The organism is Streptomyces sp. NPDC088923, from assembly GCF_044749745.1.
Classification (GTDB): Bacteria; Actinomycetota; Actinomycetes; order Streptomycetales; family Streptomycetaceae; genus Streptomyces.
Genome location: NZ_JBIVIO010000001.1, coordinates 2,340,938 through 2,355,067, shown reverse-complemented (window position 1 = coordinate 2,355,067; position 14,130 = coordinate 2,340,938). Strand labels below are relative to the sequence as shown.

Annotated in this window: 13 protein-coding genes; 7 read left to right on the top strand and 6 right to left on the bottom strand. The window is 71.6% G+C overall.

The window, feature by feature from the left end; genetic code table 11:
- Nucleotides 1-7 precede the first annotated feature (7 nt).
- The 4 genes from ACIP4O_RS10600 to ACIP4O_RS10585 all read right to left on the bottom strand — a co-directional run bounded on the left by ACIP4O_RS10600 (nucleotide 8) and on the right by ACIP4O_RS10585 (nucleotide 3,826).
- On the bottom strand, nucleotides 8-328 hold the full coding sequence (locus ACIP4O_RS10600) for a non-heme iron oxygenase ferredoxin subunit (protein ID WP_164281844.1): 321 nt from the start codon (nucleotides 326-328) through the stop codon (nucleotides 8-10).
- Nucleotides 325-1,500: a Fe-S cluster assembly protein SufD gene (gene sufD, locus ACIP4O_RS10595; protein ID WP_361325660.1), complete on the bottom strand. Its 1,176-nt coding sequence runs from the start codon at nucleotides 1,498-1,500 to the stop codon at nucleotides 325-327. Before sufD ends, ACIP4O_RS10600 begins: the two co-directional genes overlap by 4 nt.
- 134 nt (nucleotides 1,501-1,634) lie before the next feature.
- On the bottom strand, nucleotides 1,635-3,056 hold the full coding sequence (sufB, locus tag ACIP4O_RS10590; RefSeq protein WP_361325657.1) for a Fe-S cluster assembly protein SufB: 1,422 nt from the start codon (nucleotides 3,054-3,056) through the stop codon (nucleotides 1,635-1,637).
- Nucleotides 3,053-3,826, bottom strand: a complete 774-nt coding sequence (locus ACIP4O_RS10585; protein WP_361325654.1) for a metalloregulator ArsR/SmtB family transcription factor — start codon at nucleotides 3,824-3,826, stop codon at nucleotides 3,053-3,055. Before ACIP4O_RS10585 ends, sufB begins: the two co-directional genes overlap by 4 nt.
- A gap of 276 nt (nucleotides 3,827-4,102) precedes the next feature.
- On the opposite strand from ACIP4O_RS10585, the gene ACIP4O_RS10580 reads away from it, so the two are divergent.
- Nucleotides 4,103-5,071 carry an ABC transporter ATP-binding protein gene (locus ACIP4O_RS10580; protein ID WP_361325651.1) on the top strand — a complete coding sequence of 323 codons (969 nt, stop codon included), beginning with the start codon at nucleotides 4,103-4,105 and terminating at the stop codon, nucleotides 5,069-5,071.
- A complete protein-coding gene (locus ACIP4O_RS10575; RefSeq protein ID WP_401573572.1) occupies nucleotides 5,068-5,835 on the top strand; it encodes an ABC transporter permease in 768 nt (255 codons plus the stop codon). Before ACIP4O_RS10580 ends, ACIP4O_RS10575 begins: the two co-directional genes overlap by 4 nt.
- A gap of 11 nt (nucleotides 5,836-5,846) precedes the next feature.
- Here the strand turns inward: ACIP4O_RS10575 and ACIP4O_RS10570 are convergent, their stop codons facing one another.
- The gene (locus ACIP4O_RS10570) at nucleotides 5,847-7,028 is read right to left on the bottom strand and encodes an anhydro-N-acetylmuramic acid kinase (protein WP_401573570.1); all 1,182 of its coding nucleotides are present in this window, start codon (nucleotides 7,026-7,028) and stop codon (nucleotides 5,847-5,849) included.
- A 129-nt stretch (nucleotides 7,029-7,157) separates the two neighbouring features.
- Entirely contained in the window at nucleotides 7,158-8,075 is a 918-nt protein-coding gene (locus ACIP4O_RS10565; RefSeq protein WP_401573569.1) for a MurR/RpiR family transcriptional regulator, read from the bottom strand.
- Nucleotides 8,076-8,340: 265 nt separating this feature from the next.
- Here ACIP4O_RS10565 and ACIP4O_RS10560 point away from each other — a divergent pair, with 265 nt between their 5' ends.
- From ACIP4O_RS10560 to ACIP4O_RS10540, 5 genes are read left to right on the top strand one after another with little or no spacing between them, the layout of a single operon-like run.
- Complete coding sequence (locus ACIP4O_RS10560) at nucleotides 8,341-9,633, top strand: sugar ABC transporter substrate-binding protein (RefSeq protein WP_401573567.1); 1,293 nt, start codon at nucleotides 8,341-8,343, stop codon at nucleotides 9,631-9,633.
- Between the two features lies 1 nt (nucleotide 9,634).
- Nucleotides 9,635-10,624 carry a sugar ABC transporter permease gene (locus ACIP4O_RS10555; RefSeq protein WP_361325638.1) on the top strand — a complete coding sequence of 330 codons (990 nt, stop codon included), beginning with the start codon at nucleotides 9,635-9,637 and terminating at the stop codon, nucleotides 10,622-10,624.
- Nucleotides 10,621-11,496: a carbohydrate ABC transporter permease gene (locus ACIP4O_RS10550; protein ID WP_361325635.1), complete on the top strand. Its 876-nt coding sequence runs from the start codon at nucleotides 10,621-10,623 to the stop codon at nucleotides 11,494-11,496. Before ACIP4O_RS10555 ends, ACIP4O_RS10550 begins: the two co-directional genes overlap by 4 nt.
- Nucleotides 11,493-13,064 (top strand): glycoside hydrolase family 3 protein, encoded by a 1,572-nt coding sequence (locus tag ACIP4O_RS10545; protein WP_401573564.1) that lies wholly within the window; start codon nucleotides 11,493-11,495, stop codon nucleotides 13,062-13,064. The genes ACIP4O_RS10550 and ACIP4O_RS10545 overlap by 4 nt, the downstream gene beginning before the upstream one ends.
- A gap of 25 nt (nucleotides 13,065-13,089) precedes the next feature.
- Nucleotides 13,090-14,127 carry a heme A synthase gene (locus ACIP4O_RS10540; protein WP_401573562.1) on the top strand — a complete coding sequence of 346 codons (1,038 nt, stop codon included), beginning with the start codon at nucleotides 13,090-13,092 and terminating at the stop codon, nucleotides 14,125-14,127.
- Nucleotides 14,128-14,130 lie beyond the last annotated feature (3 nt).

Below are 14,130 nucleotides of genomic sequence, written 5' to 3'. Positions count from 1 at the left end.
GGGTGCTTCAGGACTCCTGGGAGAGGGAGACGAGCACGTCGTCCCCATCGATCTGTACGGGGTATACGGGGACGGGTCGCGTCGCGGGCAGGCCGGAGGGCTTGCCGGTGCGCAGGTCGAAGGCCGAGCCGTGCAGCCAGCACTCGATCTGGCAGTCCTCGACCTCGCCCTCGGAGAGCGAGACGTTCGCGTGCGAGCAGATGTCGTTGATCGCGAACACCTCGCCCTCGGTGCGGACGACCGCGACGGGGGTGCCGTCGATCTCGACGCGCTTGGGGGTGTCCTCGTCGAGTTCGGCGAGGCCGCAGGCGCGCTGGAAGAGGCTCATCCGACCGCTCCTTCCAGCTCCTCGCTGATCTTCGCGAGGAGGCGCTCCTCGACGTCGGGCAGCCCGATCTGCTGGACCAGCTCGGCGAAGAAGCCGCGCACGACGAGCCGGCGGGCGTCCTCCTCGGCGATGCCGCGTGCCATGAGGTAGAAGAGCTGCTCGTCGTCGAAGCGGCCGGTGGTCGAGGCGTGCCCGGCGCCGACGATCTCGCCGGTCTCGATCTCCAGGTTCGGCACCGAGTCGACGCGGGCCCCGTCGGTCAGGACGAGGTTGCGGTTCATCTCGTAGGTGTCGGTGCCCTCGGCGGCGGCCTCGATGAGGACGTCGCCGATCCACACGGCATGCGCGCCCTCGCCCTGGAGCGCGCCCTTGTAGCTCACGTTGGAGGCGCAGTGCGGGGCGTTGTGGTCGACGAAGAGGCGGTGCTCGTGGTGCTGGCCCTTGTCGGTGAAGTACAGGCCGAGCAGTTCGGCCTCGCCGCCGGGGGCGGTGTAGCTCACGCGGGGGTGCAGGCGCACGAGGTCGCCGCCGAAGGTGACGACGACGGACTTGAAGGAGGCGTCGCGGCCGATCAGCGCGTTGTGCTGGCCGACGTGGACGGCCTCGGTGCCCCAGTCCTGCACGGAGACGACGGTGAGCTTCGCGCCGTCGCCGAGGAGGTAGTCGACGTTGGCGGCGAGGACCGCGTCCCCGGTGTGGTCGAGCACGACGACGGCCTCGGCGAAGGCGCCCAGCTCGATGACCTGGTGCCCGTAGGCGACGCCGCCGTGGCCGCGTACCGCGATGCGGATCGGCTCGGCGGGGCGCGCCTCCTTCGGGACCGTGATGACGTTGGCCTTCTCGAAGGCGCTGAACGCCTGCGCGGCGACGCGGTCCACGGGGGTGCCGCCCTTGCCGACGCGCGGGTCCTCGCGGTCCACGGTCTCCTGGGTGACCCCGGCGGGCAGGCTCACCTCGATCTCCACGCGGCCGTCCGCCTTCGCGCTGCCGTCGTGGAGGCCGCGCAGCCGCGCGAGCGGCGTGAAGCGCCACTCCTCCTCGCGGCCGTGCGGCACGGGGAAGTCGGCCACGTCGAAGGACGGCGGGGCGCTCATCCGGGTGGCGACGGTCGACTCCGCGGCCACCGCGATCTGGCCGGCGGTGGTGGAACCCACCGGAATGCTGTCAGCCATGGCTGTCGTTGTGCTCTCTTCCTGCGGTCAGGGGATGGGGGTACGAAGAAGGGGTCCGGGGCGGTACGGGGCCGGGCGGACGGTACGTGACCCGCGGGCCCGTACCCGTACCGCGCCCCGGACGGGGGCCGGCGTCAGCCGACCGCGCCCTCCATCTGGAGCTCGATCAGCCGGTTGAGTTCGAGCGCGTACTCCATGGGCAGCTCCTTGGCGATCGGCTCGACGAAGCCGCGCACGATCATCGCCATGGCCTCGAACTCGGTGAGTCCGCGGCTCATGAGGTAGAAGAGCTGGTCGTCGGAGACCTTGGAGACGGTCGCCTCGTGGCCCATGGACACGTCGTCCTCGCGGACGTCCACGTAGGGGTAGGTGTCGGAGCGCGAGATGGTGTCGACGAGCAGCGCGTCGCACAGCACGTTCGACTTCGCGCCCTGGGCGCCCTCGCCGACCTCGATGAGCCCCCGGTAGGAGGTGCGGCCACCGCCGCGCGCCACCGACTTCGAGACGATGTTCGAGGAGGTGTTGGGGGCCATGTGGACCATCTTGGCGCCCGCGTCCTGGTGCTGGCCCTCGCCCGCGAAGGCGATGGACAGCGTCTCGCCCTTGGCGTGCTCGCCCATGAGGTACACGGCCGGGTACTTCATCGTGACCTTGGAGCCGATGTTGCCGTCGACCCACTCCATGGTCGCGCCCTCGTAGGCCACGGCACGCTTGGTGACGAGGTTGTAGACGTTGTTCGACCAGTTCTGGATCGTCGTGTAGCGGCAGCGGGCGCCCTTCTTCACGATGATCTCGACGACCGCGGAGTGCAGCGAGTCCGACTTGTAGATCGGCGCGGTGCAGCCCTCGACGTAGTGGACGTAGGCGTCCTCGTCGACGATGATCAGCGTCCGCTCGAACTGGCCCATGTTCTCGGTGTTGATCCGGAAGTAGGCCTGGAGCGGGATCTCGACGTGCACGCCCTTCGGCACGTAGATGAAGGAGCCGCCCGACCACACGGCCGAGTTGAGCGAGGCGAACTTGTTGTCACCGACGGGGATGACGGTCCCGAAGTACTCCTTGAAGAGGTCCGGGTGCTCCTTGAGGGCGGTGTCGGTGTCGAGGAAGATGACGCCCTGCTCCTCCAGGTCCTCGCGGATCTGGTGGTAGACGACCTCGGACTCGTACTGGGCCGCGACGCCCGCGACGAGGCGCTGCTTCTCCGCCTCGGGGATGCCGAGCTTGTCGTACGTGTTCTTGATGTCCTCGGGCAGGTCCTCCCAGGACTCCGCCTGCTTCTCCGTGGAGCGCACGAAGTACTTGATGTTGTCGAAGTCGATGCCGGAGAGGTCGGAGCCCCAGTTCGGCATGGGCTTCTTCTCGAAGAGCTTCAGGCCCTTGAGACGGAGCTTGGTCATCCACTCCGGCTCGTTCTTCTTCGCGGAGATGTCCCGGACGACGTCCTCGTTCAGGCCACGCCGGGCGCTCGCGCCCGCGACGTCGGAGTCGGCCCAGCCGTACTCGTACTTACCCAGGCCCTCCAGTTCGGGGTGGGCAGTCTCCGTGGGGAGAGTCATGCGGGGTTCCTCCCGGCCGTGCTTGCTGATGTGTGGGTGGTCGTGGTGGTGTCCTCGGGCCGCGCGGGGAGCGGGGGCTCCCCGGGTCCGGGGGGCGCCTTGCCGCGCGGGATGAAGGTCGTGCAGACCCCGTCCCCGTGGGCGATGGTGGCGAGCCGCTGCACGTGCGTGCCGAGGAGCTGCGAGAAGTACTCGGTCTCCGCCTCGCACAGCTGCGGGAACTGCTCCGCGACGTGTGCCACCGGGCAGTGGTGCTGGCAGAGCTGCTCGCCCTGGCCCTGGCCGGGCGCCTCGCGCGCCGTGGCAGCGTACCCGTCGGCGCTCAGCGCCCTGGCGAGGACCTGGGCCCGCTCGGCGGGCTCGGCGGCCTCGATCTCGTCCCGGTACCCCTCGCACTGGGCCTCGATACGGGAGCGCGCGAAGGCGGCGATGGCACTCTCGCCGCCCTGGGCGGCGATGAAGCGCAGCGCCTCGGCGGCGAGCTGGTCGTAGGACTGGTCCAGGGCGTCACGGCCGCAGTCGGTGAGTGCGAAGACCTTGGCGGGGCGGCCCCGGCCGCGGGCCCCGTAGACCCTGCGGTCGCGGGCCTCGACGAGCTCCTCCGCGAGGAGGGCGTCGAGGTGCCGGCGGACGGCGGCCTGGGTGAGCCCGAGGCGTTCGGCCAGCTCGGCGACGGTGGAGGGGCCGTGGTGCAGGATCGAGCGCACGACGCGGTTGCGCGTGGAGCGCTCACCGGTCGCGGCCTCGGAGACCTCACCCTGGTATTTCACAACGCCATTGTTGCGTAATTCCTCGGGCCCGGACAAGCGAGCTGGTCAGAGGCCCGTGGTGGCCTCGGTCACTTAGGGTGACCTAATCAGGCGCGCGTACGAGACCCTGGCGAGCGGAAAAGCGCAGCTCAGCAAGGGTATGCCAGCACAACGCGTCCCCTTGCCACCGCTAGGCCCCCTCGGGCACGAAAAGATCACGGGTGACGGCCTTTGCCCGTTTCGCTCGGGCGTGGCCCCGCGCGCCGCTCCCGCCCGGCGGCTTTCTAGACTTCGCCCATGCGCAGTGACCAGCCGGGCATCCCCCGCCCGTCGTCAGGACCCGACCCGGCAGCCCCCGTACTCCGGATCGAGGGACTGGTGAAGCGGTACGGGACGAAGACCGCCGTGGCCGGGCTCGACCTCGTCGCGGCCCCCGGCGTCACCGCCGTCCTCGGACCCAACGGAGCGGGCAAGACCACGACGATCGAGACGTGCGAGGGCTACCGGCGCCCCGACGCGGGCCGGGTACGGGTCCTCGGCCTCGACCCGCTCGCGGACGCGGCCCGCCTGCGGCCCCGTATCGGCGTGATGCTCCAGTCGGGCGGCGTCTACTCGGGCGCGCGCGCCGAGGAGATGCTTCGGCACATGGCGAAGCTGCACGCCGAGCCGCTCGACGTGCCCGCGCTCATCGAGCGCCTCGGTCTCGGCTCGTGCGGCCGGACGAGTTACCGGCGGCTCTCCGGCGGCCAGCAGCAGCGCCTCGCGCTCGCGATGGCCGTCGTGGGCCGCCCCGAGCTGGTCTTCCTCGACGAGCCGACCGCCGGGCTCGACCCGCAGGCCCGCCACGCGACCTGGGACCTCGTGCGCGAGCTGCGTGCCGACGGCGTCTCGGTGATCCTCACGACGCACCACATGGAGGAGGCCGAGCAGCTCGCCGACGAGGTCGCGATCGTCGACGGTGGCAAGGTCGTCGCCCAGGGCAGCCCCGAGGCGCTGTGCCGGGGCGGCGCCGAGAACACGCTGCGCTTCACGGGACGCCCCGGGCTCGACGTGTCCTCGCTGGTCAAGGCGCTGCCGCCGGGCAGCGAGGCGGCCGAGCTCGCCCCCGGGACGTACCGCGTCGGCGGTGCCGTGGACCCGCAGCTCCTCGCGACCGTCACCTCGTGGTGCGCGCAGAACGGCGTCATGCCGGAGGGCATCGCCGTGGAGCGGCACACGCTGGAGGACGTCTTCCTCGAACTGACCGGTAAGGAGCTGCGCGCATGAGCGCCGGTACGTACGCCCCCCGCCCCGGGGCCGCTCCCGTCGGGCGGATGATCGCGGCGCAGGCGGTGCTGGAGACGAAGATGCTCCTGCGCAACGGGGAGCAGCTGCTGCTCACCGTGATCATCCCCGCGCTGCTCCTCGTGCTCTTCTCCGCCGTCGACGTCGTGGACACGGGCGACGGCGAGCGCGTCGACTTCCTCGCGCCGGGCGTGCTCGCGCTCGCGGTCATGTCCACGGCCTTCACGGGCCAGGCGATCGCGACGGGCTTCGAGCGCAGGTACGGGGTGCTCAAGCGCCTCGGCGCCTCGCCGCTGCCGCGCTGGGCCCTCATGACGGCGAAGACCCTGTCGGTCCTGGTCACCGAGCTTCTCCAGGTCGTCCTCCTGACCGTCATCGCCCTCGCGCTCGGCTGGTCCCCGCACGGCAACCCGGCCTGGGTGGTCCTCCTGCTGCTCCTGGGCACGGCGGCCTTCTCGGGTCTCGGCCTGCTGATGGCGGGCACCTTGAAGGCGGAGGCGACGCTCGCGGCGGCGAACCTGGTCTTCATCCTGCTGCTCGTCGCGGGCGGCGTGATCGTCCCCCTCGACAAGTTCCCCGACGCGGTCCGCTCCGTCCTGGAACTCCTCCCCATCGCGGCCCTCTCGGACGGCCTGCGCGAGGTCCTGCGACACGGCGCAGGTCTCCCGGCCAAGGATCTGATCGTGCTGGCGGTGTGGACGGTGCTCGGGCTGGGTGCCGCGGGGCGGTTCTTCCGCTGGGAGTGAGGCCGGGGCTCTCAGGCGGCGGGGGGCGCGAGCACCACGAGCCGCTTTGGCGCCATCCCCGGCTCCGGCAGCCGCAGCGGACCCGCGCCCGGTGAGAAGCGGCCGAGGACGCGGGGGGCCGTGGAGCCGGTCGCGCCGGGGGCGACGCCCGGGATCTGGTGCCAGCTCAGGAAGGCGAGGAGCGTCATGAGGTACGCCTCCTTGTCGCCCGCCGGGAGGCCGTAGGTGTCGCTCGTGGTCAGTGCCGCGGGCGCGAGGTGCGCGCGGAGCCGGTCCAGGAGAGCCGGGTTGCGCACCCCGCCGCCCGAGGCGACGACCTCGGTGGGTGCGTACGGGCGCACCGCCTCGGCGACCGTCACCGCGGTGAGTTCGGTGAGCGTCGCCATGAGGTCGTCCGCGCCGACCTCGGGCAGTCCGGCGAGCCGCGCCGCCACGTACTCCGTCGTGAAGAGCTCCCGCCCGGTCGACTTCGGCGCGGGCAGCCGGTAGTACGGCTCCTCGCGCAGGCGGCCGAGCAGATCCGTACGGACCGTGCCCGCGCGCGCCATGCGGCCGTCGATGTCGCTCGCGAGCCGGCCCCCGCTCAGCCGCACGGCCGCCGCGTCGAGCAGGCAGTTCGCCGGGCCCGTGTCGAAGGCCGTCACCGGTTCGCCCGGGGCCCCGACCACGGAGACGTTGGCGATGCCGCCGAGATTGAGCGCGACGCGCCTGGTCCCGGGCTCGGCCGCGAGCCACAGCGCGTCGAGTGTGCTCGCGAGCGGGGCTCCCTGTCCCCCGGCCGCGATGTCCCGCGCGCGGATGTCGGAGACGACCGGCAGCCCGGTCTCCTCGGCGATCCACGCGGGCTGCCCCAGCTGAAGCGTCCCGAGCGCGCGTCCCGTGGGGCTCACCCAGTGGAAGACGGTCTGCCCGTGCGAGCCGACGAGGTCACCCCCGTACCGCTCGGCCACGTCCCGCACGACAGCGGCGCTCTCCCGCCCGACCAGCGTGTCGACTTCGCACACCTCACCGAGCGAGACGCGCGCCGGAGGCAACACGGCGAGCAACCGCCCCCGCATCTCTTCCGACCACGGCCGCTCCTCGGCCCCGAGAGGAACAAGCGTCACCGTCCCCTCCGCATCGAGCGAGAGATCAGCGACAGCGACATCGAGCCCATCCATGGACGTCCCCGACATGAGCCCGACAACAATCATCAACTTCTCCCACGACCTGTACCCATTGAATAGCCCCTCCCGGGGGCCCCTCCCGGCCGAAGGCTGGGGGAGATTGAGGAGCGGGGGCCTGGGGGCGGAGCCCCCGGAAAGGACCACCCCCCAGGAGGCTCACCGCCCCCGCAAGTGCCGCACCGCCCCGTACGTCCGAGCAAGCGCCGCAGTGCTCTCCGCATACGACTTCTGCGCCACCCCCACGAACAGACAGTCCACCACCGCCAGTTGAGCTATCCGCGACGCGGTCGCCCCCGACCGGAAGGGCATCTCCCGCACCGCCGTCGTGAGGACGAGATCCGCGCACTCGGCGAGCGGCGAGCTCGCGAAGTTCGTCAGCGCGATCGTCGTCGCCCCCCGCTCCCCCGCCGCCTGCAAGGGCTCCACCGTGTCGACGGTCGAGCCCGTGTGCGAGATCCCGATCGCCACGTCGCCCGCGCCGAGCAGCACGCTCGCGGTCAGCGCCGCGTGGCCGTCCGTCCAGACGAAGGCCATGTGCCCGATGCGATGGAGCTTCTGGTGGAGGTCGCCCCCGACGAATCCGCTCGCCCCGAGCCCGAAGATGTCGACGCGCCGCGCCCCGGCCACCGCCTCCACGGCCCGCGCGAGGACGTCGAGATCGAGCTGGGCCCGGGTGTCCTCCAGGGTCCCCGACTCGTTGTAGATGATCTTGTCGACGACCTGGGCGAGCGAGTCCTCCTCGCTGATGTCCCCCTTCGTCGCCCACTGCGAGTCCTTCTTGCGCACGTCCTCGCGCGCGGCGGCCGAGGCGAGCGCGATCCGCAACTGGGGGTAGTTGCGCAGCCCGATGGCACGGCAGAAGCGCATGACGGTCGTGACGGAGGTGTGCGCCTGGCCCGCGAGGCTCGTCGAGGACATGCGCGCGGCGGCGGCCGGATCGTCCAGGACCGCGGCGGCGACGCGCTGTTCGGCGGGCTGGAGCGTCGGCACGGCCCCCCGGATACGTACCAGTACGTCCGCTGCCCGCCCCGCCTGCTCGGCGGAGTCCGGGGCGTGCGGGGGCCGATCGCTCATGGATTCCTCCTGGTGGCTGTGGGTGTCAGCGTAACCGCCTCCATGTCAAAAACTAACGCTCGCATCACAGCCACTGTTACTTATTGACGCGCTCGTTACCTCTCTCCATACTTGGCGCATCACCGCAGCTCATATGCGGTCGTTCGAGAGGGCAGCCCCCGGGCACGCCCGGTTTCGGGGGGCTCCCCCGCGCCCGGGACGGACCCGCTCTCACCGGCTTCCGCCAGAGCCCGCCCTCTCGCCGCGTCAAGGGAGACACACCTCGATGAGACTCATACGCACGGCGGGCGTCGCCGCCCTGGCCGCCTCCGCCCTGGTGCTGACCGCCTGCGGGAACGACGGAAGTTCCGGCGGCTCCTCCTCGGACTCGAAGGGCGGCAAGACGCTGACCTGGTGGGTCATGAAGGGCACCAACCCGGACGCCTCGACCTTCTACGCCGCCGCGAAGAAGGAGTTCAAGAAGCGCACGGGCGCGAGCCTCAAGGTCCAGGAGATCCAGTGGGCCGACGCCCACGACCGCCTGGTGCGCGCCTTCGCCTCCGGCGACGGCCCCGACGTGTCCGAGATCGGCACGACGTGGACCCCCGAGTTCGCCGCGGCCGGCGGTCTCACCGACGTCACGGCAAAGCTCGACAAGTCCGGGCTCGGCAAGGACCTCGTGCCCGCGCTGAAGGAATCGGCCACGTACGACGGCAAGCAGTACGGCGTCGGCTGGTACGCGGGCGTGCGCTCGGTCATCTACCGCAAGGACGTCTTCGAGAAGCACAAGCTCTCGGTCCCGAAGAACTGGGACGAGCTGGAGCAGACCGTGAAGACGCTGAAGAAGGAGGAGCCGAAGCTCATGCCGCTGCCCATCGCGGGCGACGCGGCGTACGCGACGATCCCCTTCGTGTGGGGCGCGGGCGGCGAGCTGGCCACCGAGCAGGGCGGCAAGTGGACCGGCACGATCGACTCGAAGGAGTCCAAGGCCGGCCTGGACTTCTACACGGGCCTCGCGCTCAAGGACAAGTCCTCCAGCGTCGGCGCCACCACGTGGCGCGAGACCGACGTCCTCGACTCCTTCGTCAAGGGCAAGTCGGCCATGGTGATCCAGGGCAACTGGACGCCGAAGACGGCGATCGCGGGCGACCCCTCGCTCAAGGACAAGATCGGCGCCTTCGCGATCCCGGGCAAGGACGGCGGCATCAACCCGGCGGTCCTCGGCGGCTCGAACCTCGCGATCCTCAAGACGAGCGAGAACCAGGACCTGGCCTGGCAGTTCGTCAACATGATGACGACGAGCAAGCTCGCCAAGGACTGGGCCGAGCAGGCCGGCTACTTCCCGAGCACCAACTCGGCGCTCAAGCCTTTCGCCGAGAGCACCGACCCGCTCGTCAAGCCCTTCGCGGAGACGATGCTCAAGGCGGGCAAGACCCCGCCGAGCGCCCCGGGCTGGGGCACCGTCGAGGGGAACAAGACCATCCCGCAGATGGTCCAGTCGATCCTGACGGGCACCTCGGTCGACAAGGCCGCGAAGACCGCGTCCGACTCCGTCACCAAGACGCTCCAGGAGAAGTGACGTGGGGAACGTCGCCCTCCCGGGCGCGCGTCCGGCAGCCCCCGCCCCCGCGGCGGAGCTGCCGGGCGCGCGCCCGCCCGCGCCGCGCCGGCCGCAGCTGATGAAGCGGCTGCGCCCCTGGCTGCTGCTCGCCGCGCCGCTGCTCGTCATCGCGGTGCTGCTGCTCTACCCGATCATCCGGGTCGTGTACCTGTCCTTCCAGACGTACGGGCTCAAGGAGATCATCTCCGGCAAGCCCCGCTTCGTCGGGCTCGACAACTACCGCGAGGTGCTGGGCGGTTCGTACCTGTGGAAGACGGTGCTGCCCAACACCGTCCTCTTCGCCGTCTTCGCGGTGCTCGGCACGATCGTCCTCGGCACGCTCGTCGCGCTGCTGCTCCAGAACCTCGGCCCCAAGCTGCGCGCCGTCGTCATCGGCTCCTCGCTCGTCGCCTGGGCGATGCCCGCCGTGACCGGCACCTACGTGTGGGTGTGGATCTTCGACCCGGACTCGGGCCTCGTCCGGCGCGTCCTCCAGGACGTCGGCATCCTCGGCCCGGACGGCTTCAACTGGTTCACCGAGCGGCTCTCGTTCTACGGGATCGCCGAGCTGAACGTCATCCACCACGGCTTCCCCTTCATCGCCATCACGCTCTTCGCCGCCCTCACCACGGTGCCGCCCGAGCTGCACGAGGCGGGGCGGCTCGACGGGGCGAGCGCCTGGCAGCGCTTCTGGAACATCACCTTCCCGGTGCTGCGCCCGGCCTTCGCCGTCGTGACGATCCTCTCGACCATCTGGGACTTCAAGGTCTTCACGCAGATCTACCTCATGCCGGGCGGCTCCGGGACGAACCCGGAGATCCTGAACCTCGGCGTGTGGTCGTACATGAAGGCCATCACCCAGAACGAGTACGGGCTCGGCGCCGCGATCGCCGTCCTGCTCACCGCTGTCCTGCTGCTGATCACCGCGGTGTACCTGCGGATGCTGTTCAAGGAGGATGAGCTGCGATGAGCGCTCAGCTCGCCGTCCCGCGGACCGCCGTGCCGCAGGGTGCCCCCAAGGCTCCGCGCCGCGGGTGGCGGAAGACCGGCAAGTACGTGGCGGTCGCCGCGCTGCTGGTCTTCACCCTCTTCCCCGTCTGGTTCATGCTCTCGACGGCCCTCAACGGTCGCGCGAGCTCCGGCACCGACAGCCTCTTCCCGACCCACTTCACCTTCGCGCACTTCACGGACGCCCTGGGCGACGGCGGCTTCGGCACGTTCATGCTGAACTCGGCGATCGTCACGCTCATCACGGTCGTCGCCTCGGGCCTGCTCGCGCTGCTCGGCGCGGTCGCGATGGCCCGCTTCCGCTTCCGGATGCGCACGACGATCATGGTCCTGATCCTCGTCGTGCAGATGCTCCCCGCCGAGGCCCTGGTCATCCCCCTGTTCCTTCAGATGAAGGACCTGAAGATGCTCAACTCGCTCCTCGGCCTCGCGATCGTCTACACCGCGTTCTCCCTGCCCTTCGCGATCTGGAACCTGCGCGGCTTCGTCGCGGCGGTCCCGGTCGAGGTCGAGGAGGCCGCGTACGTGGACGGCGCCTCGTGGTGGCGGATGTTCCGCTCCGTGCTGCTGCCGCTCGTGACGCCGGGGCTCATCGCGACGAGCGCCTTCGCCTTCGTCATGGCGTGGGAGGAGTTCACCTTCGCGCTGACGTTCATGTCGGACGAGAACATGATGACCGTGGGCGTGGGACTGGAGCAGTTCCTCGGCAAGAACACCAACGACTGGGGCGGTCTCATGGCCGCGTCCACGCTCGTGACGATCCCGGTCATGGTCGTCTTCGTGCTCGCCCAGCGCCGGCTGACCTCCGGCCTCGTCTCCGGAGCGGTGAAGTGACCCAGGCCGACGAAGCCGTGCGCCGCCTCGCGCACACCGTCCTCATGCCGGGCTTCGCCGGTACGGGGGCGAGCGGGCCGCCCGCGTGGCTGCTCACCGCGATCGGCGAGGGCCTCGGCGCGGTCTGCTGGTTCGGGCACAACGTCACGGGCCGCGCTCGGACGGCCGCGCTCGCGGCGCGCCTCCACGCGGCCGGTGACGTGCTCATCGCGCTCGACGAGGAGGGCGGCACCGTCACGCGCCTGCACATCGGCGAGGGTTCCCCGCACGCGGGGGCCGCGAGCCTCGGGCACGCCGACGACCCCGCGCTGACCGCCGCCGTCGCGCGGTCGATCGCGCAGGAGGTACGGGCGTACGGCGCCGACCTCGTTCTCGGTCCCGTCGCCGACGTCAACGCCGACCCGGCCAACCCGGTCATCGGCGTCCGCTCCTACGGCGCCGACCCGCACCTCGTCGGGCGGCACGTCGCCGCGTTCGTCGGGGCCGCGCAGGCCGAGGGCGTCGCCGCGTGCGCCAAGCACTACCCGGGCCACGGGGACACGAGGACCGACACGCACGCGGGGCTCGCGGTCGTCGACGTGAGCCCCGAGACCCTGCGCGCCCGTGAACTCGTGCCCTTCGCCGCCGCCGTCGCGGCGGGCGTGAGAACGATCATGACCGCCCACATCGTCTTCCCCGCGCTCGACGACGCGCCGGCGACCCTGAGCCCGGCGGTCCTGCGCCTGCTGCGCGAGGAACTCGGCTTCACCGGAGTCGTCGTCTCGGACGCGATCGACATGCGCGCCATCAGCCGCACGATCGGCTTCGCCGAAGGCGTCGTGCGCACGCTCGTCGCCGGCGTCGACCTCGTCTGCCTCGGGAACCCTGGGATGCCGCTCGGCGGCGACGCGGCCGACACCGACGACGGGGAGCGCGACTTCCGTACGGCGCTGGAGGCGATCCTCGCCGCCGTCGCGGACGGACGCCTGCCCCGCGCCCGCCTGGAGGAGGCCGCCGCGCGGGTACGGGACCTCGCGGCGTGGAGCGCCCGGCGCCGTACCGCCCCCGTGGACGAGGCGGTTCTCGCCGCCGGTCACGAGGCGAGCGGTACCGCCGCGCGCCTGGCGCTGAGCGTGCGCGGTGACGTCGCGGGGGCCCTGCGCGGCCCCGTGCGCCTCGTGGACGCGCGCCGCCGCCGCAACATCGCGAGCGGCAGGCTCGGCGACCACGTCGCGGACACCCTCCTCGCGCGGCTGCCCGGCTCGACGCTCACGCAGGTCTTCGCGCGCGGCGCGGCGGCCGAGGGGCGCGTCACCGAGGAACCGGCGGGCGGCCCCGTACTGCCGGCGGCGGCCGACGTGGTCCTCGTCGGCACGCCGCACGCCGACCCCGAGCAGGCGAAGGCGCTCGACGCGCTCCTCGACGCCCACCCGGACGCGCTCGTCGTGTGCCTCGGCTGGCCCGCCGGGCCCGGCGACCTGCCGCGCGCCCGGCGGATCGTGTTCACGTACGGCGACGCGCGCCCCAACGCGGAGGCCCTCGCGGACCTGCTCACCGAGGAGCCCGCGCCCGACATGCGCCCCAAGTGAATCCGTGCACAAGCGACGGCCTAGCATGAGGTCCGTGCCGAAAATGACTGCCGCGCACCTCTTCGAGGCCGCACGCAATCCGCTCGCCTTCATCGCCGCCCGCTACACGCCGCGTCAGCGGACCGTGGAGCGGGCCGCGCTGCTCGCCCTGATGATGACCGTCGTCATCGTCGTGACCGGCGGCGCGGTGCGGCTCACCGGGTCCGGGCTCGGCTGCCCGACCTGGCCGCAGTGCACGGACACCTCGCTCACGACGACCCGCGAGATGGGTTTCCACGGGGTCATCGAGTTCGGCAACCGCATGCTGACGTACGTGCTGTGCGCCGCCGTCGGCTGGGCGATCATCGCCGCCCGCGCGGCCAAGCCGCGCCGCCGCTCGCTCACGCGGCTCGGCTGGGCGCAGTTCTGGCTCGTCATGGGCAACGCGGTGCTCGGCGGCATCGTCGTGCTCGTCGGCCTCAACCCGTACACGGTCGCCGCGCACTTCCTGCTCTCGTCCGCGCTCATCGCGATCGCCGCGCTCATGTGGCAGCGCAGCCGCGAGGGCGACGCGGCGCCGCGCCCGCTCGCCGGGCCCAAGGTCGTCCGTCTCGCGTGGGTCCTCGTCGTCGTGACGGCGCTCCTCATCGCGGTCGGCACCCTCGTCACGGGGACGGGGCCGCACGCGGGCGACTCCTCGGACGTGCCGCGCATGTCCCTGGAGTGGCTCGGCGGCTGGACGGGCACCGCCCGCGTCCACGCCGCCCTCGCCTGGGCGACGTGCCTCCTGACGGCCGCGCTGTGGGGCGTCCTGAAGGCGGTCGACGCGCCCGTGGGCCCCCGCAACAAGACAGGCATCCTCTTCCTGGTCCTCATGGCCCAGGGCGTCATCGGCTACGTGCAGTACTTCACCGATCTGCCCGAGGTGCTCGTCGGCGCCCACATGCTCGGCGCGACCCTGGTCTGGATCGGCGCCCTCCGCGTCCTCCTCGCCCTGCGCGAGCGGCCCGGCACGGAGCCGGGCGGCGGCGAGCCGCTGCCGCGCCGGGAGGCGGCGGACGCCGCGCGGCTGACGGCGGCCTGACCG